The sequence below is a fragment of the Lelliottia sp. 489 genome (assembly GCF_050435885.1).
Classification (GTDB): domain Bacteria; phylum Pseudomonadota; class Gammaproteobacteria; order Enterobacterales; family Enterobacteriaceae; genus Enterobacter; species Enterobacter nimipressuralis.
Genome location: NZ_JBNDLC010000001.1, coordinates 967,978 through 986,576, shown reverse-complemented (window position 1 = coordinate 986,576; position 18,599 = coordinate 967,978). Strand labels below are relative to the sequence as shown.

Genomic DNA, 18,599 nt, shown 5'->3' with positions numbered 1-18,599 from the left:
TTTTATGGCGGACAAAGAGCTCAGATTTCTGGTTGTGGATGACTTTTCCACCATGCGTCGTATCGTACGCAACCTGCTGAAAGAGCTGGGTTTTAATAACGTTGAAGAAGCAGAAGATGGCGTTGATGCCCTGAACAAACTGCAGGCCGGTGGCTTTGGTTTTGTTATCTCTGACTGGAACATGCCTAACATGGATGGTCTGGAGCTGCTCAAAACAATTCGCGCTGATGGCAATATGTCCTCTCTTCCGGTTCTGATGGTGACTGCAGAAGCGAAGAAAGAGAACATTATTGCGGCAGCACAGGCGGGCGCAAGCGGTTATGTGGTGAAACCATTTACGGCGGCGACTCTGGAAGAGAAGCTCGGCAAGATCTTCGAGAAACTCGGCATGTGAGGTGCTGGTGATGATGCAACCTGCTATGAAACCGGTTGAAGAACATTCAGCCAACGAGATTATTGCCCGCATCGGCAGCCTGACGCGTATGCTGCGCGACAGCCTGCGCGAGCTGGGACTCGACCAGGCGATTGCCGAAGCGGCGGAAGCGATTCCTGATGCGCGCGATCGTCTGGACTACGTTGTGCAGATGACCGCACAGGCAGCAGAGCGCGCCCTGAACAGCGTGGAAGCCTCTCAACCGCATCAGGATGAGATGGAAAAGGGCGCAAAAGCCCTGAGCAAACGCTGGGATGAGTGGTTCGAGAATCCGATCGAACTGGCCGATGCCCGCGAGCTGGTCACGGATACTCGGCAGTATCTGGGCGATGTCCCTGGACACACCAGCTTCACCAACGCGCAGCTGCTGGACATCATGATGGCGCAGGATTTCCAGGACCTGACAGGTCAGGTTATCAAGCGCATGATGGATGTGATTCAGGAAATCGAACGTCAGCTGCTGATGGTTTTGCTGGAAAACATGCCAGAGCCTGCTGCGCGTCCGAAACGTGAGAATGAAAGCCTGCTCAATGGCCCGCAGCTCGACACTTCCAAGGCGGGCGTTGTCGCAAGCCAGGATCAGGTGGACGATCTGCTGGACAGTCTCGGCTTCTAATCGCGACGGTTTTTCTCAGGCTGCAGCTGCAGCCTGAGAATCACTCAGCGCAAATCCATTTTTACCGTCACGTTCCCTTCAAATTTACCGGGTGCCGGCGTGGCATTTGTGGTGCTTACCGGTGCGGCTTTGATCTTCACTGACCCATTACCCTGCTCATCCATCGTCACCGGAAACGCGTAGCTGCCGTCGAGCTGGACGTCTTTGTTGTCGTCCGTGAAGACCCTGACGCCGACATCATCTCGGTTAAGCATTTTCGCGATCAGCGGATCGCTACTGTCGAGCACCCCCTGATCGGCGCTGAGGGTCATTCTGATGCGATCGTCGTTGCCAACCGCGTTATCGTCGCAGTGATAGGTGATATCCACATTTTTCAACGCATAGTTCATCGGCGGCTGACCTTTTGCCCGAAACTGCTTACTGACAATATTGCCTAGATCAACCTCAATGGTGCTGCCTTCATTGATGGTGCAACTGAGTGGGGCGGAGAGTGAACCACTGAGCCAGATAGTGGAGACCTGCTGGGCATCACCGGGATCACAGTTCCCTGTGCCGAAATAGAGACAGGCATAGTTCTGCACCACGGCGGTAGGGGGGATGATCTCTTTGCCAAGAATCGGCTTTTTGACATGAAATATCACGCCGATAACGTTCCAGCGGAACTGGCGTTTAACCGGAGTGGAATCCTCAGGTCTCGTGCTCTCGCTGCAGACGCTCGCGGTGCCTTCAGTCGCTTTGAATTTCTCTATCGTTTTTGACATCGAGCTCTGAGGCGTCGGGTACTCATTTATTGGAAGCCCCTCCAGGCCGGACCCGTCCGGGGAATTACTCGCATCGACATACCCCTTCACGTTAATGTCCAGTTTATCAGTGAGAGCACCGTAGCCACTCGTGCCCTGTGGAAGCGGACTGCCTGCCAGGGTTAATTCATAAATCGTCGTCGATTCCATCATGTTTTTAGGGCAATCACAGTTGGCTTCCATGACTGTACTTTCCCCGACCAGGTGGTCAGGAATATCCACATCCAGACCCGCTTTATTGTCGCTGGCGTTGAGATCGCCGTCATAAGCAACGTGATAATCCTGAGGGACAAAACAGTCGCGCAAAATGGTCGAAGCCTGCGTGGTGACAGGGGCGGACAGGCACAGCAGTACCCAGAGGGATTTGGAATTAATTAACATGTTTTTCTTCCTGCTTACAAAGCGCGCTAACGGAGCGGATACCCGCCGGGTTGGACGTGGCTCCTCTCGTGCTAATCGGGACGCTGGCAGTACATTGCTGATCCGCACCCTCGCCCCATCTCACATTCAACTGAACGGTGTCCGAGACCCCGGCGAGATAAACGGTGCCCGTATCATCGACAATGCCGCTGATGACCGGTGACACAGCGGTGGCGATAGCGGCAAAAGGCACTGTGCTGCCATCGGGGCGCGTGAGGGTAATCAGCGCGCGATAGCCGACATGGGCATCAAAGCTTGCTGTTACGGCGGCGTTACGGGAGGGAATGACCGTGACGGCGGTTTCGCTGGTATCGACATCCTCCGGCAGGCTGGTGGTATCGACGCGGATGCTGTTTTCCTGATAGGGGGTGAGCGATGGGATCACGGCATTTCCCTGCCAGTCAGTCTGAATACCGCGCTGGTTCTGGAAACGCACGCCAGAAGCATGGTTAGCATTGACGATGGCAAACTGGCTACCCAGCGGCTGAGCCAGGGTAATTCCATGAGGGTGGGCGACCACCGCACCGCTCATGCCGTAGCTCAACTGCTGCGATTTATCGGATGAATGGTAATACCCGGCGTTCAGATTGGCGTACTGCGAGCGATAGCTGCCGTACAGGCTGCTGGTGTCATCACCGTCATGGTTGGAATGACTTTGCTGCAGCGAATAGTTCAGACGTTCGTCATCCAGCAGCGTCCCGTTTAGCCCGATGTTTTGCCGCGTGTACCCGTGTTTGCTGTTGCTCAGGTTGTAGCTGCTCCAGGCGCGCGGCAGCCATTTGCTCAGCGGGACGCTAAAGCCAAGGGAGACCATCTGATCGCTCTCGTCTTCCTCGGTTTTGCTGTAGGTATAGGCCAGGTGAATGCTGATGCTTTCCACCACGGTATTGAGACCCGCTGAGAGGCTGCGCTCTTTCTGGGACGTCTGCCAGTAGTCCTGCTGATAACCATTGAGATAAAAACTGATGCCAGCAATATTCTGGCTGATGCTGGCCTGAATGCGGTTACGTTTGTTGTACTGGAAGAGCAGATCGTTTTCATGCTGATCGTATTTCTGGTTGGCGTCGGCAAAGCTGTAGTAGCCGCTGGTGGAGTAGCGATAGCTGGCGAGGGTGAAGTTGGTGTCGGTGGTATCAATTTTGCCTGAGTAGAGCAGGCGGTATGACTGCCCGGAACGCTCAGTGTGATTATCGAGCTGGGTTTTCGCCGTCGTCACATCCGCCGACACCGTACCGAAACGTCCCAGCGCAACCCCTGCACCGGTATTGACCGCCTGATAGTCCTCTGACGCCGTAACTCCGCCAAACAGCGTCATGCTGTTGTTCACACCATAGATCGCGCTTCCCTGCACAAACAGCGGTTCATTCTGATCGCTCCCGCTGTCAGCGCGATAGCGTGCGGCGGTGAATTCATATTTCAGATGTCCAGGTCGCTGCATGACGGCGATGCTGGAGTAGGGCAGGGTGAAGTGGTGCTCGGTGCCATCGGCCTCTTTGACGGTGACATCAAGATCGCCGCTGTTGGTGGTGGAGTAGAGGTCGTTGATTTCAAACGCGCCGGGGGCAACGTTCTGCTGATAGATCAGATAACCGTTCTGGCGCACCGACACTTCGGCATTGGAGCTGGCGATACCGCGGATAACCGGGGCGAAGCCGCGCTGGCTGTATGGCAGCATCTCTTCATCCGACGCGACGTTAACGCCGCGATACTGCAGGCTGTCGAATACCTCGCCCTGGGTGCTGCTTTCGCCGCCCGTAAACTGTGCTTTCAGGGCATCGAGATCGTGCTGCACGAAGGTGTTAACCGTATCCCAGCTGTTGTCGTCGTCGGTTTTGCTCCAGGTGGAATAGTTACGCACGCGCCAGCCGCCCAGGTTCGCGCCGCTGCGCATATTGAGGTACTGATTGCTGGTCGTGTTTTTGTCGCCGTCTTGATTTTGCGAGCCGGAAAACGCGTAATCCGTGAACGCCACCGGCACGCCATCATCCCAGCGGGAAGGGGCGATGTAGTCTCTGCCATTAGCCGCAATGGCGGCCTGCGGAATGCTCAGATGCAGCGTCATGGCGGAAAAGTCGAACGTCGCCGAGGCCTGTGGAATGTATTCTCCTAAAGGCTTAGGGAGCGCAGACGACGCATCCAAAACCGTCAGCGCCGGAAACTTATCAATATCGACGCCCCATTTTCGCAGCATATCAGGGGTCAGCTGCGCCACCAGTTCACCCCTTTTACCGCCAAGATAAGTAATACTGGCGTCGCCCACACGCAGATCGTTGAGCAGAATGCGGGAAGGGTAAACGCCGGGCAGTTGGGTGTTCGAGTGTGAAAAGAGTGACAGGTCGATATCCTGCTGCGGCAGCTGATCGCCTTCCAGGGCGGAAGGTGAAAAATGGTACTCTCGGGTATGTGCGGCGGTTGAAAGCATCAACGCCACGCCGCCAAGGCAACGTACGAGCGCATTTATGCGCCAGGCGCGCTGCCTGGAAATAGAAACGAATCCTTTGGCCATGGCGTTTCCTATCCCTGACCCAAGGTCGCAATGTATTTGGCGGAAGCGTTGCCGTAATCGGTGATGCATCGCCAACTGACCTGGCTGCCTGTCGCACTCTCAGGCACGGGGATCTCCACGCTCGACTGAGGCGCGACCATATCGGCTTTCTCAAGCGTTGCGTTACCCAGTTTCAGGTTGTCAAAGGTGATGTGAAAAGCCCCCTCGTTGATCACCGTCAGCTGCTTGCCGTGACGGGAAAAACGCAGGTTTTTGCAGGTTTCATCAGGGTCGCCCTTCAGCCCTTTTGGACGCCAGAACAGCTTGATACGCGTTTTGTAGATCAGGCGTAACACATTCTTATCGTCGTCCTCCGCCGCGGTGGCAGGAATGGTACGAACGTTCATATAAAACAACGACTCTTTGTTCTCGGGGATTGCTGTTCCGTTCCAGGCGATCCTCAGACTTTGTTCTTTCTGGGGCTCAAGACGAAATAACGGCGGGGTGACGATAAAAGGCCCGCGAGTTTTACCGTTTCCCGTATCCGTCCAGGATTGAATCAACCAGGGAAGTTCAGTTTCTTTATTTGTCAGCGGAAGTGAAACCTCCTTTTTACCGGCATCGTAGACGATCCTCGTACGCCCAACCTGGATGCCTGCCGCATGGCTGAATGAAGAAAATATAACAGGTGTCAGTAATAGAATTAGCGGATAAATACGCATGCGTAATATTTGTCCTGATCTAAAATAATGGCTCAGAAGTATGGAGTGAGTTAGGTATTTCTTATAAATGCCCATTCGAGAATATACTTCTTTGCGGAAGTATTGATATCAGGAATGGGCTGGTCGGACGATTAACGATAAATAATATTAACCGTCATATCCGCATCGGCAGGGCCGGGTGTGACCTTTTCAGCAAACGATCGATAGCGCGCATTGAAATTGGCGCTAATTGTGTCGGTGGTTTTGGTAGGAAGTTCGATATAGACCTGATCTTCCGCTCCGTCCATTGTGATAAGGTCTTCATCCGCGCCATCAAGGCTCACAGCGATACCCACACCCGTAGCGGCTGTTGCCCCCGCTGTCGTTATCTTGCTGACATCAAGCAGGTTTTTCGTCTTTGTCAGGGTGGTGGCACCGGTAAAGGTCAGTTGAATAGACGGAAGGCCATCACTTTTCAACGGACAATCTTTCAGGGTTATTTTGAAGGGAGTCAAGGGTGACTCAACACCAGGTGCTGTAAATAAAGTCGTGGTATAGGTGCCCAGGGGAACGGTACTGTCTGTACCATCATCGCCGTCAATGACACAACTTGGTTCAATAATTTCCCCTGTGAAATGAATCTTTCCTGCATTCATTTCTGCAGCGAATGTACTTACTGAAGTCAGCGCCATCAATGCGCCACAAATAATAGGGTACCTGAGTTTCATAATCAGAACGTCCTTAACAATAAATTCCATGTTGAGATTACTGGTGAAAGTGAACTTAATAAATAACGTTATTTCACACGCCAGTATAAAAGGTATTTGATTCGGACGGAAGTATGGCTTAATTGATATTATATAGGGTAATTTATTCGAACTTGACTGTAAAGTATTCACCAGTTTGTGTTTTAAATAATTCTCAGTTTAATAATGTTAAGCATGATGACCATTATAAACGTGTTGATATTTATTGTTATTTTGGTGTTATGAGTGCTTTGTGGTTAATCGAGGTAAAGCGTTTGCAAGACGGGTTTAAACAACAGGAAAGACGTTTATTTCATTTTATAAACCACATTAACCGAGCGCTGAAAAGTCTAAAATTAGACACAAAATTTTTAAGCCTGGTGAGTTTTGGCCGTTAAACAGGCTAAAAACGGCAAGTTATACAGGCTTTTCCATCCATTGAGTTGGGTGTGCTCTGGCATGATACGCGTGACGAAATGGGCAGAGAGCGCGCACTGTGGCAGAAGACAGCGACGACAAAACAGAAGCCCCCACACCCCACCGACTAGACAAAGCGCGTGAGGAAGGGCAAATCCCCCGATCCCGAGAGCTGACATCCCTGCTGATTTTAATCGTAGGTGTATGCATTATCTGGATGGGTGGGGAGTCGTTTGCCCGCAGACTGGCGGGAATGCTCTCGGCCGGGCTGCGTTTCGACCACAGTATGGTGAATGATCCCAACCTGATCCTCAGCCAAATCATTCTGCTGATTAAAGACGCGATGATCGCGCTGCTGCCGTTGATTACCGGGGTGGTGATTGTGGCCCTGGTCTCGCCCGTTATGCTGGGCGGTCTGGTGTTCAGCACGAAGTCTCTGCAGCCCAAATTTTCCAAACTCAATCCGTTTCCCGGCATTGCCAAAATGTTTTCGGCGCAAACGGGGGCGGAGCTGCTCAAAGCGATTCTGAAATCCGTTCTGATGGGGAGCACCGCCGGGTTTTACCTCTGGCACCACTGGCCCGATATGATGCGCCTGATCAGCGAATCCCCTTTGACGGCCATGAGCAACGCCATGAATCTGGTCGGGCTGTGCGCGGTGCTGGTGGTGCTCAGCATTATTCCGATGGTGGGATTTGACGTCTTCTTCCAGATTTACAGCCATATCAAAAAATTACGTATGTCGCGGCAGGATCTTCGTGACGAATACAAACAGATGGAAGGCGACCCGCATGTGAAGGGGCGTATTCGTCAGATGCAGCGCGCGGCCGCGCGTCGTCGCATGATGGAAGATGTTCCGAAAGCGGACGTGATCGTCACCAACCCGACCCACTACTCCGTGGCGCTGAAGTACGACGAAAACAAAATGAGTGCGCCAAAAGTGGTGGCGAAAGGGGCGGGGCTTATCGCCCTGCGCATCCGTGAAATTGGCGCTGAACACCGCGTGCCGGTACTGGAAGCCCCGCCGCTGGCGCGTGCTCTGTATCGTCATGCTGAAATTGGACAGCAAATTCCTGGTCAGCTCTACGCCGCTGTGGCGGAAGTGCTGGCCTGGGTCTGGCAGCTGAAACGCTGGCGTTTGGCAGGCGGTCAACGACCTGTGAAACCTGAAAATCTGCCGGTGCCTGAGGCACTGGATTTTATGAACGAGAAGGACACTGATGGCTAATCTGGTGGCAATGTTGCGCCTGCCCAGCAACATGAAATCGACGCAATGGCAGATCCTTGCCGGGCCGATTCTCATCCTGCTAATTTTGTCGATGATGGTGCTGCCGTTGCCAGCATTTATCCTCGACCTGCTTTTCACATTCAACATTGCGCTCTCGATTATGGTGCTGCTGGTGGCGATGTTCACCCAGCGTACCCTTGAGTTTGCGGCGTTTCCGACCATCCTGCTGTTCACCACCTTGCTGCGCCTGGCGCTGAACGTGGCGTCAACGCGTATCATTCTGATGGAAGGGCATACGGGCGGTGCAGCAGCGGGTAAAGTGGTTGAGGCCTTTGGTCACTTCCTCGTCGGCGGCAACTTTGCTATTGGTATCGTGGTGTTCGTTATCCTCGTTATCATTAACTTCATGGTTATCACCAAAGGTGCGGGACGTATCGCTGAAGTCGGCGCCCGTTTTGTTCTCGACGGGATGCCGGGCAAACAGATGGCGATTGACGCCGATCTCAACGCCGGGCTGATTGGCGAAGATGAAGCGAAAAAGCGCCGTTCCGATGTTACTCAGGAAGCGGACTTCTACGGTTCGATGGACGGTGCGAGTAAATTCGTGCGCGGGGATGCCATCGCCGGGATCCTGATCATGGTGATTAACATCGTCGGCGGTCTGCTGGTGGGTGTACTCCAGCATGGCATGGACATGGGCCATGCGGCGGAAAGCTATACGCTGCTGACGATCGGTGACGGTCTGGTGGCGCAGATCCCGGCGCTGGTGATCTCGACCGCGGCGGGTGTGATCGTGACCCGCGTAAGCACCGACGAAGACGTCGGTCAGCAGATGGTCAGCCAGCTGTTCACTAACCCGAACGTGCTGATGCTCTCTGCGGCGGTACTGGGCCTGCTGGGCCTTGTCCCGGGCATGCCAAACTTTGTTTTCCTGCTGTTTACCGCAGCTCTGCTGGGGCTTGCCTGGTGGCTGCGTGGACGCGAAACCAAACCGGCAGCTGAACCGACACCGGTTAAAATGCCGGAAAATAACCAGTCGGTGGAAGCCACCTGGAACGACGTCCAGCTGGAAGATTCCCTCGGGATGGAAGTGGGCTATCGTCTGATCCCGATGGTTGATTTCCAGCAGGACGGCGAACTGCTGGGCCGTATCCGCAGTATCCGTAAAAAATTCGCCCAGGATATGGGCTTCCTGCCGCCGGTAGTGCACATCCGCGACAACATGGATCTGCCGCCTGCGCGCTATCGCATCTTAATGAAAGGTGTGGAGATCGGCAGCGGCGATGCCTATCCGGGGCGCTGGCTGGCGATTAACCCAGGCACAGCGGCGGGTACGCTGCCGGGCGAACAGACCATCGATCCGGCCTTTGGCCTGGCGGCAATCTGGATTGAAAGTGCGCTGAAAGAGCAGGCGCAGATCCAGGGCTATACGGTGGTGGAAGCCAGTACCGTCGTGGCGACACACCTGAACCACCTGATTGGGCAGTTCTCGGCAGAGCTGTTTGGCCGTCAGGAAGCGCAGCAGTTGCTCGACCGCGTCACCCAGGAGATGCCGAAGCTGACAGAAGATCTGGTGCCGGGCGTGGTGACGTTAACCACGCTGCACAAAGTGCTGCAAAACCTGCTCGACGAAAAAGTGCCGATCCGCGATATGCGCACCATTCTGGAAACCCTTGCGGAACATGCGCCATTGCAGAGCGATCCGCACGAGCTCACCGCCGTGGTGCGTGTGGCGCTGGGCCGTGCCATCACCCAACTGTGGTTCCCTGGCTCCGGCGAAGTGCAGGTGATTGGTCTCGACACGCCGCTTGAGCGTCTGCTGCTGCAGGCGTTGCAGGGCGGTGGCGGCCTGGAGCCGGGTCTGGCAGACCGTCTGCTGGCGCAAACGCAAGAGGCACTGGCGCGTCAGGAGATGCTTGGCGCTCCGCCGGTTCTGCTGGTGAATCACGCGCTGCGTCCGCTGCTCTCTCGCTTCCTGCGCCGCAGTCTGACGCAGCTGGTGGTGCTGTCGAATCTGGAACTGTCGGATAACCGTCATATTCGTATGACGGCGACCATCGGAGGCAAATAATGCGTCACTGGCTGTGGATTTTACTGTTCCCGATGCTGGCTCAGGCCGCCGGGGAAGGCACCTGGCAGGCGAGCAGTATTGGTATCACCCTGAGCAATCGCGGGGTATCGGCCTCCTCACGACCGCTTTTCGCCTCAGAACCGGCCTCCGGGCTGATGACGCTGGTGGTGTGGCGTTATCAGCTGATTGGCCCGACGCCTGCGGGCCTGCGTGTACGCCTGTGCTCGCAGACGCGCTGCACTGAACTGGACGGTGAAAGTGGCACCACGCACGCCTTCAATGGCGTGCCTGCCGTTGAGCCGCTGCGTTTTGTCTGGGAAGTCCCGGGCGGAGGACGTCTGATCCCCGCACTTAAAGTTCAAAGTAACGAAGTGATTGTGAATTACCGCTAATTGCCTGCCTTTTCACCAGCCGTCAGCAGAAACTGACGGCTGGCTCCCAAAAAATGACCCCGCCTTTTGATGCAAAAGAAACGCTGTTTTATAAATCAGTGACACGCGTACGGAATCTCTTTGCATTATTGCCATTCGCCCTCAGGCAGTGGCAGAAACAGAAAGGTATCAATAGAACGATACTTTTACTGTAGCCGTGTAAAAACTCCCGGACGAGGTTTGCATACAGGGAGTCTCCCAACATTCAAAGGGTTGACGGCAATGAAAACACGTAAAATTGGACTCGCAAATTACCTCGCCTACGGGTCAGGCGATTTTCTTGGGGCAGGCACAACCGCGCTGACGGCGGCCTGGCTGTTATATTTTTATACGACGTTCTGTGGGCTTTCGCCGATTGAGGCGACCTTTATTTTTGCGGCCGCCAGGGTGCTGGACGCGGTGGTCAGCCCGTTAATGGGCTTCCTGACCGATAACTTTGGTACCACCTGGCTCGGCAAACGCTTTGGCCGCCGTAAGTTCTTTATCCTGCTCGGTATTCCCTGCGTTTTCAGCTACTCAATGATGTGGGTAGGGGATATGGGCTTCTGGTACTACCTGGTCACCTATCTGATCTTCGATATCGTGTACACCATGATTCTGGTGCCTTACGAAACCTTAGTCCCGGAAATGACGGACGATTTCAAACAGAAAACGAAATTCTCCGGCGCGCGTATCTCTATGGCGCAGATGTCGGCGATTCTGGCCTCTTTCCTGCCGGGTATCCTGCTGACTCACTTCGGTAAAGACAACGCGATCTCCTTCTTCTACGCGAGCCTGGTCTTCTCCGTGCTGTGCGCAATGATGCTGACTTTCGTCTGGATCTTTACCTGGGAGCGCCCGCGTGAAGAGTGGTCTGAAGCGGCACTGCGCGCAGAAGAAGAGAAGAAAAAACTCAATCTGAGCCAGAGCCTGAACCGTCTGTTTGTCGAGTTAAGCTCAACCCTGCGAGTGAAAATTTTCCGCCAGCATCTTGGGATGTATCTGGGCGGCTATATCGCGCAGGACGTCTTCAACGCGGTGTTCACCTATTACGTGGTATTTGTGCTGATGCAGGAAGCGTCGATGGCGTCGAACTTGCTGGGCACGATGGCCATCTTCCAGTTCATCGCCGTGATCGCCATGATCCCGCTGTGCATCCGCTTTGGACCGGCCCCGTCGTACCGCATGGTGGTCGTGCTGTTTGGTCTGGCTTCTATCTCCTACGCGGTGCTCTATTACGCCGGGCTGAGCGACGTCTATTCGCTGTTGCTGCTGATCTCTGCTGTGGCAGGTTTGGGTCGCGGGGGCATCAACTACGTTCCATGGAATATCTACACCTATATTGCTGACGTGGATGAAGTGATCACCGGCCAGCGCCGCGAAGGGATTTTCGCCGGGATTATGACCCTGACGCGTAAAGCCTCGCAGGCCGGAGCCATCATGCTGGTGGGGATTGTGATGCAGATGTCCGGCTTTGTCAGCGGCCAGAAAACCCAGCCAGCAGAAGTGAGCCACACCATTCTGATGATCCTGAGTGTGGGCACCATTCTGGTGCTGGCCTGCGGTTTCCTGGTCTCCCTGCGCTTTAAACTGAACCTGGAAACTCACAGCACCCTGCGTGAAGAGACCGCCAAAATGCGCGAGTCCGGACACGCGATGCCGGAAACGGCGACCCCACAGGCTCGCGCCACCGTTGAGCTGCTTGCCGGGATGCCGTACGAATCCTTGTGGGGCAACAACAATATTGGTTATCTGAATCGCAATAAACCGGCGGCACCTTCCCTGAAGGATCGCGCGGTACTGAATTCGACATATCACAGAGGTTAAGATTATGAAGGTTTGGCCTGTCAAACATAGCCCGTTACTGCGTCAGCCTGAGCATTTTATTGCCAGGGATGAACTGAAATCACTGATTGAAAAGGTGACGCACAATCTGGTGAACATCCACGATAAAACCGGCGAATTTTTGCTGCGGCTGGACGACGGGCGCGTGATCGACACCAAAGGCTGGGCGGGATGGGAGTGGACGCACGGCGTGGGCTTATACGGCATCTGGCAGTATTACTGCCAGACCGGTGACAGCCACATGCGTGACATCATAGACGGCTGGTTTGCCGACCGCTTTGCCGAAGGCGCGACCACCAAAAACGTCAATACCATGGCCCCGTTCCTGACCCTGGCGTACCGCTTTGAGGAGACGCAAAACGCCACCTATTTGCCATGGCTGGAGAGCTGGGCTGAGTGGGCGATGAACGACATGCCGCGCACGGCGCACGGCGGCATGCAGCACATCACCCTGGCGGAAGAGAATCATCAGCAAATGTGGGACGACACGCTGATGATGACCGTCCTGCCGCTGGCGAAAATAGGCAAATTGCTCAATCGCCCGGAGTATGTGGAAGAGGCGGTGTATCAGTTCCTGCTGCACGTTCAGAACCTGATGGATCGCGAAACCGGGCTGTGGTTCCACGGCTGGAACTACGACGGGCAGCACAATTTTGCCAAAGCCCGCTGGGCGCGCGGAAACAGCTGGCTGACGATTGTCATCCCCGACTTCCTTGAGCTGGTGGATTTGCCGGAGAACAACGCGGTGCGCCGTTATCTGGTGCAGGTTCTGAATGCGCAAATCGCCGCGCTGGCAAAATGTCAGGATGAGAGCGGCCTATGGCATACGCTGCTTGACGATCCCAAGTCGTATCTGGAAGCATCCGCCACGGCAGGCTTTGCCTACGGGATCTTAAAAGCGGTGCGCAAGCGTTACGTTGGCGCGGAATATGCTGAAGTGGCGGAGAAAGCGATTCGGGGGATTGTGAACAACATTTCGCCGGAAGGGGAGTTGCTGCAAACGTCGTTTGGCACGGGGATGGGCAGCGATCTGGAGTTTTATCGCCAGATCCCGCTGACCTCGATGCCGTACGGTCAGGCGATGGCGATTTTGTGTCTGACGGAGTATTTGCGTAAATACTTCTGATAATAAAAAACCCGGCAATTGCCGGGTTTTTTGTTTCTGTATTACATACGCTCTACGGTTTCGATCCCGAGGGTATCCAGCCCCAGCTTCAGCGTCTTCGCGGTCAGCTGCGCCAGTTTCAGACGGCTGTTGCGGATCGCTTCGCTTTCGGCGGAGAGGATAGGGCAGTGCTCGTAGAAGCCAGAGAACAGGCCCGCCAGATCGTACAGGTACGCACACATGACGTGCGGCGTGCCTTCACGGGCAACCACCGCCAGCGTCTCTTCAAACTGCAGCAGACGGGCAGCCAGCTGCGCTTCGCGGTCTTCATTGATCACCACGGTAGCATTCGCCAGCGCGCTTTCATCAATGTCGGCTTTACGGAACACAGACAGCACGCGGGTATAGGCATACTGCATGTATGGCGCCGTGTTGCCTTCGAAGGCCAGCATGTTGTCCCAGTCGAAGATGTAATCGGTGGTACGGTTTTTGGACAGATCCGCGTATTTCACCGCGCCGATACCGACGGCGGTCGCCAGTTTTTCCAGCTCGTCGGCTGGCATATCCGGATTCTTATCGGCCACCAGGCGGCGCGCGCGTTCCAGCGCTTCATCCAGCAGATCGGAGAGTTTAACGGTCCCCCCGGCGCGGGTTTTGAACGGCTTGCCGTCTTTACCCAGCATCATGCCGAACATGTGGTGTTCCAGCGGAACCGAATCAGGCACATAACCGGCTTTACGCACGATGGTCCACGCCTGCATCAGGTGCTGGTGCTGACGGGAATCGATGTAGTACAGCACGCGATCCGCATGCAGCGTTTCGTAACGGTATTTCGCGCAGGCGATATCCGTTGTGGTGTAGAGATAGCCGCCATCCTTTTTCTGGATGATCACGCCCATCGGTTCCCCTTCCTTGTTTTTATACTCATCAAGGAATACAACCGTTGCGCCTTCGCTCTCGACCGCCAGATTTTTGGCTTTCAGATCGGCCACGATGCCCGGCAACATGGGGTTATAAAGGCTTTCGCCCATCACGTCGTCGCGGGTCAGGGTGACGTTCAGACGGTCATAGGTGATCTGGTTTTGGGACATAGTAATGTCAACCAGCTTGCGCCACATTTCGCGGAAGTAGGCGTTGCCGCCCTGCAGTTTCACCACATAGCTACGTGCGCGCTCGGCGAAAGCTTCATCTTCGTCGTAATGTTTTTTGGCTTCACGGTAGAAACCTTCCAGGTCTGCCAGCGCCATTTCGCCCGCATTTTCCTGCTGCTGCTTTTCAAGATAGGCAATCAGCATTCCGAACTGGGTACCCCAGTCGCCAACGTGGTTCGCGCGAATCACTTTATGGCCCAGGAACTCCAGGGTGCGCACAGCGGCATCGCCGATGATGGTGGAGCGCAGGTGACCGACGTGCATCTCTTTTGCCACGTTTGGCGCAGAGTAATCGACAACGATGGTTTGCGCTTGCGGCTGAGTCACACCCAGACGGTCAGATTTCAGCGCCGCGTCAATGTGACCGGCGAGGAAGGCCGGATCGAGGAAAATGTTGATAAAGCCTGGACCTGCAATCTCAACCTTGTTGGCAATGCCGTTGAGGTCCAGATGAGTCAGTACCAGCTCAGCGAGTTGTCGCGGCGGCATGCCCAGTTTTTTAGCCACTGCCATCACGCCATTAGCCTGATAGTCGCCAAACTGTACTTTTGCTGACTGACGAACCTGCGGTTCGCAATCCGCAGGCGCACCTGCGGCAATCAGTGCCTGACTGACTTTTTCGGAGAGAAGAGCCTGAATATTCACCTGGATACCTTACTTTTTTGCTGCGGGGGAGTTGCAACCCGCACCAGTTTGAGAATTTAGGGCCGGAGTATACTGCAAATGCCCTCTGGCGTCAGCATTGCGCAGGCTGAAGAGCGCTCAGAAAACAGGCGATGAAATAGTGCATAAGCATGCAGCAGGAAAATCGTGAAATCTGCGGTTGGTTGCAGGCATCCAACAGAGTAAATTAGCGGCTTTGCGACAGGATAAGAGAACCGCTGATGACGAACTGGCACTCCATTGATGAACTGCATGATATTTCCGCAGATTTACCGCGTTTCACCCAGGCGTTCACAGAACTTGCCACCCGTCTGGGGCTGGATATTGCGCCGCTCGACGCCGATCACATTTCCCTGCGCTGCCATCAGAATGCGACGGCGGAGCGCTGGCGTCGTGGATTTGAGCAGTGCGGTGAACTGCTGTCCGAAAACGTGATCAACGGGCGTCCCATTTGTCTGTTTAAACTCCATCAGCCGGTCTGCGTGGCGCACTGGCAGTTCAGCGTGGTCGAATTACCCTGGCCTGGCGAAAAACGCTATCCCATTGAGGGCTGGGAGCACATCGAAATCGTGCTGCCGGGCGATCCGGAAACCCTGAATGCGCGCGCACTGGCGCTGCTGTCTGACGACGGCCTGAGCCAGCCGGGTATTTTCGTGAAAACCAGCTCACCTAAAGGGGAGCGCGAACGTCTGCCAAATCCGACGCTGGCGGTCACCGACGGCAAAGTGACGGTGAAATTCCATCCCTGGACGATCGAGCAAATTGTCGCCAGCGAAGAGTAAGCCGCAAAAGAGTGTGAACTCACGCTAAGTCCGCCCTCTGGCGGCGTGGCATGATGGTCTATTACCGTGAATTTTAGGAGGAAGTGTGGCGCTACTGGAGATCTGTTGTTACAGCATGGAGTGTGCTGTGACTGCGCAACAAAACGGGGCCGATCGCGTTGAACTGTGCGCGGCACCGAAAGAGGGCGGATTAACCCCGTCATACGGTGTGCTGAAGTCCGTTCGCGAGGCGGTGACGATCCCCGTTCACCCCATCATTCGCCCACGCGGCGGTGATTTTTGTTATTCAGCGGGTGAGTTTGACGCCATGCTGGAAGACGTCGTCCGGGTTCGCGAGCTGGGCTTCCCAGGTCTGGTGATCGGTTTGCTTGATGAAGACGCAAATGTCGATATGCCGCGTATGCGACAGATTATGGCGGCAGCAAAAGGGATGGCGGTGACTTTCCATCGTGCGTTTGATATGTGTAAAAATCCCATTCAAGCTTTTGAAAATTTAGCAGAATTAGGCGTTGCACGTATCCTGACATCCGGCCAGCAATCAACGGCGGAAAAAGGACTGCAATTAATTATGGAACTAAAAGGGCATTCCGGTGTTCCAATAATAATGGCAGGTGCTGGTGTTCGAGCCAGCAATCTGAAAACATTTTTAAACGCAGGGGTAGAAGAGCTTCACAGCTCAGCAGGCAAGTGGACGCCTTCGCCTATGCGATATCGCAATACAGGATTGTCAATGTCGACAGATGCAGAAGCGGATGAGTACTCCCGCTACAGCGTAGATGGAGAGTCGGTTGCGGTAATGAAATCCATGATTGACCAGTTTCACGTGTAGCAACGATTTTTACCGCGCATCATGTCGCCCAATATGATGCTTGCTTGTACCAGGCCCCTGCAATTTCAACAGGGGCCTTTTTTTCACTTTTATATTTTAAGCCCAGCGGCGCTGCCGGGCCTTGAACTGTGTCTTGAGGAAAGGTACTGCACCTGTTTCGCCAGGGACATTACGGCTTCGTTGCGATCAAGACTGCACGTATCGGCGCGGGATACCCTTCGATGGTTTTGCTGCTGTCGTTCGGGTCGAGGAATTCTGCCAGCGACTCGGTGGTCAGCCATTCGGTGCGACGCTGCTCTTCGGTGGAGGTCACGCACACATCCACAATGCGGATATCGACAAAGCCACACTTCGCCAGCCAGTTCTTCAGCGCCAGCGCGGACGGAATGAAATAGACGTTACGCATCTGCGCGTAACGATCGCCCGGCACCAGTACCGCGTTTTCGTCACCCTCGATTACCAGCGTCTCCAGCACCAGTTCGCCACCGCTGACCAGCTGATCTTTCAGCTGCCACAGATGCTCCAGCGGCGAGCGGCGGTGATACAGCACGCCCATCGAGAAGACGGTATCAAACGCGTTCAGGGCAGGAAGTTGCTCAATGCCCAGTGGCAGAACGTGCGCGCGCTGATCGTTGCCCAGCAATTTGCGCACCGCTTCAAACTGACAGAGGAACAGCTGCATCGGATCGATACCGACCGCCAGATGTGCCCCGGCGCCAATCATGCGCCACAGGTGATAGCCACTCCCGCAGCCCACATCCAGAATAGTGCGACCGGTCAAATCAGACAGATGGGGCAGAACGCGATCCCACTTCCAGTCAGAACGCCATTCGGTATTAATGTTCAGACCATAAAGGGAGAAGGGGCCTTTACGCCATGGCATCAGATTGCGCATCAGCTTTTCAAGACGCAGCAGCTGTCCTTCGCTCAATGGCTCGGCGCTTTCAGCCGTCACGCTGTGCAGCAGATCCAGTTTGTAGGGCGTCATGTCCGGCAAAAACTCAACGGCATTGCTCCACTGCTTAAACTGACCGTGCAGGGAGTCACGCTGCCAGGCGGCCACCTGTGCAGGCAGGGTTTCCAGCCAGTGGGAGAGATGGTTTTTGGCGATAAGCTGATAAAAATTACTGAAGTCGATCATGCGTTGTCCCCTTTCAGTGCCACCAGGGAACCAAAGTTAAAGCACTGGAACCACAGCTCGCTGTGCTCAAAACCGGCGTTATGCAGGCGCGCTTTGTGTGCTTCGACGGAGTCGGTGAGCATTACGTTTTCCAGCATGCTGCGCTTTTGACTGATTTCCAGCTCGCTGTAGCCGTTAGCGCGTTTAAAGTCGTGATGCATGTTGAACAGCAGCTCGCCGACCTTTGCGTCTTCAAAACTGAATTTTTCCGACAACACCAGCGCACCGCCGGGATTCAGCCCCTTGTAAATTTTGTCCAGCAACAACTGGCGATCTTCGGGCACCAGGAACTGCAGGGTAAAATTCAGTACCACCATGGAGGCGTTTTCGATCTCGATATCGCGAATATCGCCTTCGATGACGTCAACGGGCGTGGGCGCTTTATAGGCATCAAGGTGACGACGGCAGCGTTCCACCATCGCGGGGGAGTTATCGACGGCAATGATTTTGCAGCCTTCGTGATGCACATTACGGCGAACGGACAGCGTCGCGGCGCCCAGTGAACAACCCAGGTCATAGACCTGCGTACCGGGTTGAACGAAGCGTTCAGCCAGCATGCCGATCATAGAGATAATATTGGAATAACCTGGAACAGAGCGCTGGATCATATCCGGGAAGACTTCGGCTACCCGTTCATCAAAGGTCCAGTCGCCCAGACTGGCGATAGGCGCGGAAAAAAGCGTGTCGCGATCAGACATAACGTAAAAATCCGGGAAA

General features: G+C 54.8%; 16 protein-coding genes. 9 read left to right on the top strand and 7 right to left on the bottom strand.

Going from position 1 to position 18,599, the window contains the following annotated elements:
- The first annotated feature begins 4 nt into the window (after nucleotides 1-4).
- Together cheY and cheZ are read left to right on the top strand one after the other, a co-directional pair.
- A complete protein-coding gene (gene cheY / locus ABIE11_RS04980; protein WP_095282410.1) occupies nucleotides 5-394 on the top strand; it encodes a chemotaxis response regulator CheY in 390 nt (129 codons plus the stop codon).
- 10 nt (nucleotides 395-404) lie between these two features.
- Nucleotides 405-1,049 carry a protein phosphatase CheZ gene (gene cheZ, locus ABIE11_RS04975; protein WP_100780859.1) on the top strand — a complete coding sequence of 215 codons (645 nt, stop codon included), beginning with the start codon at nucleotides 405-407 and terminating at the stop codon, nucleotides 1,047-1,049.
- A gap of 44 nt (nucleotides 1,050-1,093) precedes the next feature.
- On the opposite strand, the gene ABIE11_RS04970 is transcribed toward cheZ, so the two are convergent.
- The 4 genes from ABIE11_RS04970 to ABIE11_RS04955 form a co-directional block, all read right to left on the bottom strand.
- Complete coding sequence (locus tag ABIE11_RS04970) at nucleotides 1,094-2,230, bottom strand: fimbrial protein (RefSeq protein WP_429184082.1); 1,137 nt, start codon at nucleotides 2,228-2,230, stop codon at nucleotides 1,094-1,096.
- Nucleotides 2,220-4,775 (bottom strand): fimbria/pilus outer membrane usher protein, encoded by a 2,556-nt coding sequence (locus ABIE11_RS04965; protein WP_429184081.1) that lies wholly within the window; start codon nucleotides 4,773-4,775, stop codon nucleotides 2,220-2,222. The genes ABIE11_RS04970 and ABIE11_RS04965 overlap by 11 nt, the downstream gene beginning before the upstream one ends.
- An 8-nt stretch (nucleotides 4,776-4,783) precedes the next feature.
- Nucleotides 4,784-5,476 (bottom strand): fimbrial biogenesis chaperone, encoded by a 693-nt coding sequence (locus ABIE11_RS04960; RefSeq protein ID WP_429184080.1) that lies wholly within the window; start codon nucleotides 5,474-5,476, stop codon nucleotides 4,784-4,786.
- Nucleotides 5,477-5,607: 131 nt separating this feature from the next.
- Complete coding sequence (locus ABIE11_RS04955; protein ID WP_429184079.1) at nucleotides 5,608-6,213, bottom strand: fimbrial protein; 606 nt, start codon at nucleotides 6,211-6,213, stop codon at nucleotides 5,608-5,610.
- 484 nt (nucleotides 6,214-6,697) lie between these two features.
- Between ABIE11_RS04955 and flhB the strand changes: the two genes are divergently transcribed.
- The 5 genes from flhB (at nucleotide 6,698) to ABIE11_RS04930 (ending at nucleotide 13,298) form a co-directional block, all read left to right on the top strand.
- Nucleotides 6,698-7,846 (top strand): flagellar biosynthesis protein FlhB, encoded by a 1,149-nt coding sequence (gene flhB, locus ABIE11_RS04950; RefSeq protein ID WP_100779762.1) that lies wholly within the window; start codon nucleotides 6,698-6,700, stop codon nucleotides 7,844-7,846.
- Nucleotides 7,839-9,917 (top strand): flagellar biosynthesis protein FlhA, encoded by a 2,079-nt coding sequence (gene flhA, locus ABIE11_RS04945; RefSeq protein ID WP_429184078.1) that lies wholly within the window; start codon nucleotides 7,839-7,841, stop codon nucleotides 9,915-9,917. The genes flhB and flhA overlap by 8 nt, the downstream gene beginning before the upstream one ends.
- Nucleotides 9,917-10,309 carry a flagellar protein FlhE gene (gene flhE / locus ABIE11_RS04940; RefSeq protein WP_429184077.1) on the top strand — a complete coding sequence of 131 codons (393 nt, stop codon included), beginning with the start codon at nucleotides 9,917-9,919 and terminating at the stop codon, nucleotides 10,307-10,309. Before flhA ends, flhE begins: the two co-directional genes overlap by 1 nt.
- A gap of 261 nt (nucleotides 10,310-10,570) precedes the next feature.
- Entirely contained in the window at nucleotides 10,571-12,154 is a 1,584-nt protein-coding gene (locus ABIE11_RS04935; protein ID WP_100779765.1) for an MFS transporter, read from the top strand.
- A gap of 4 nt (nucleotides 12,155-12,158) precedes the next feature.
- Nucleotides 12,159-13,298, top strand: a complete 1,140-nt coding sequence (locus ABIE11_RS04930; RefSeq protein WP_420170948.1) for a glycoside hydrolase family 88/105 protein — start codon at nucleotides 12,159-12,161, stop codon at nucleotides 13,296-13,298.
- Between the two features lie 41 nt (nucleotides 13,299-13,339).
- Here ABIE11_RS04930 and argS read toward each other — a convergent pair whose 3' ends face one another.
- The gene (gene argS / locus ABIE11_RS04925; protein WP_429184076.1) at nucleotides 13,340-15,073 is read right to left on the bottom strand and encodes an arginine--tRNA ligase; all 1,734 of its coding nucleotides are present in this window, start codon (nucleotides 15,071-15,073) and stop codon (nucleotides 13,340-13,342) included.
- A 239-nt stretch (nucleotides 15,074-15,312) separates the two neighbouring features.
- Here argS and ABIE11_RS04920 point away from each other — a divergent pair, with 239 nt between their 5' ends.
- Entirely contained in the window at nucleotides 15,313-15,873 is a 561-nt protein-coding gene (locus ABIE11_RS04920; RefSeq protein WP_102103989.1) for a VOC family protein, read from the top strand.
- A gap of 85 nt (nucleotides 15,874-15,958) precedes the next feature.
- A complete protein-coding gene (gene cutC, locus ABIE11_RS04915; protein ID WP_102103988.1) occupies nucleotides 15,959-16,702 on the top strand; it encodes a copper homeostasis protein CutC in 744 nt (247 codons plus the stop codon).
- Nucleotides 16,703-16,871: 169 nt separating this feature from the next.
- On the opposite strand, the gene cmoB is transcribed toward cutC, so the two are convergent.
- The gene (gene cmoB / locus ABIE11_RS04910) at nucleotides 16,872-17,843 is read right to left on the bottom strand and encodes a tRNA 5-methoxyuridine(34)/uridine 5-oxyacetic acid(34) synthase CmoB (RefSeq protein ID WP_429184075.1); all 972 of its coding nucleotides are present in this window, start codon (nucleotides 17,841-17,843) and stop codon (nucleotides 16,872-16,874) included.
- Nucleotides 17,840-18,580 carry a carboxy-S-adenosyl-L-methionine synthase CmoA gene (gene cmoA, locus ABIE11_RS04905; RefSeq protein ID WP_100779771.1) on the bottom strand — a complete coding sequence of 247 codons (741 nt, stop codon included), beginning with the start codon at nucleotides 18,578-18,580 and terminating at the stop codon, nucleotides 17,840-17,842. Before cmoA ends, cmoB begins: the two co-directional genes overlap by 4 nt.
- Nucleotides 18,581-18,599: the final 19 nt, after the last annotated feature.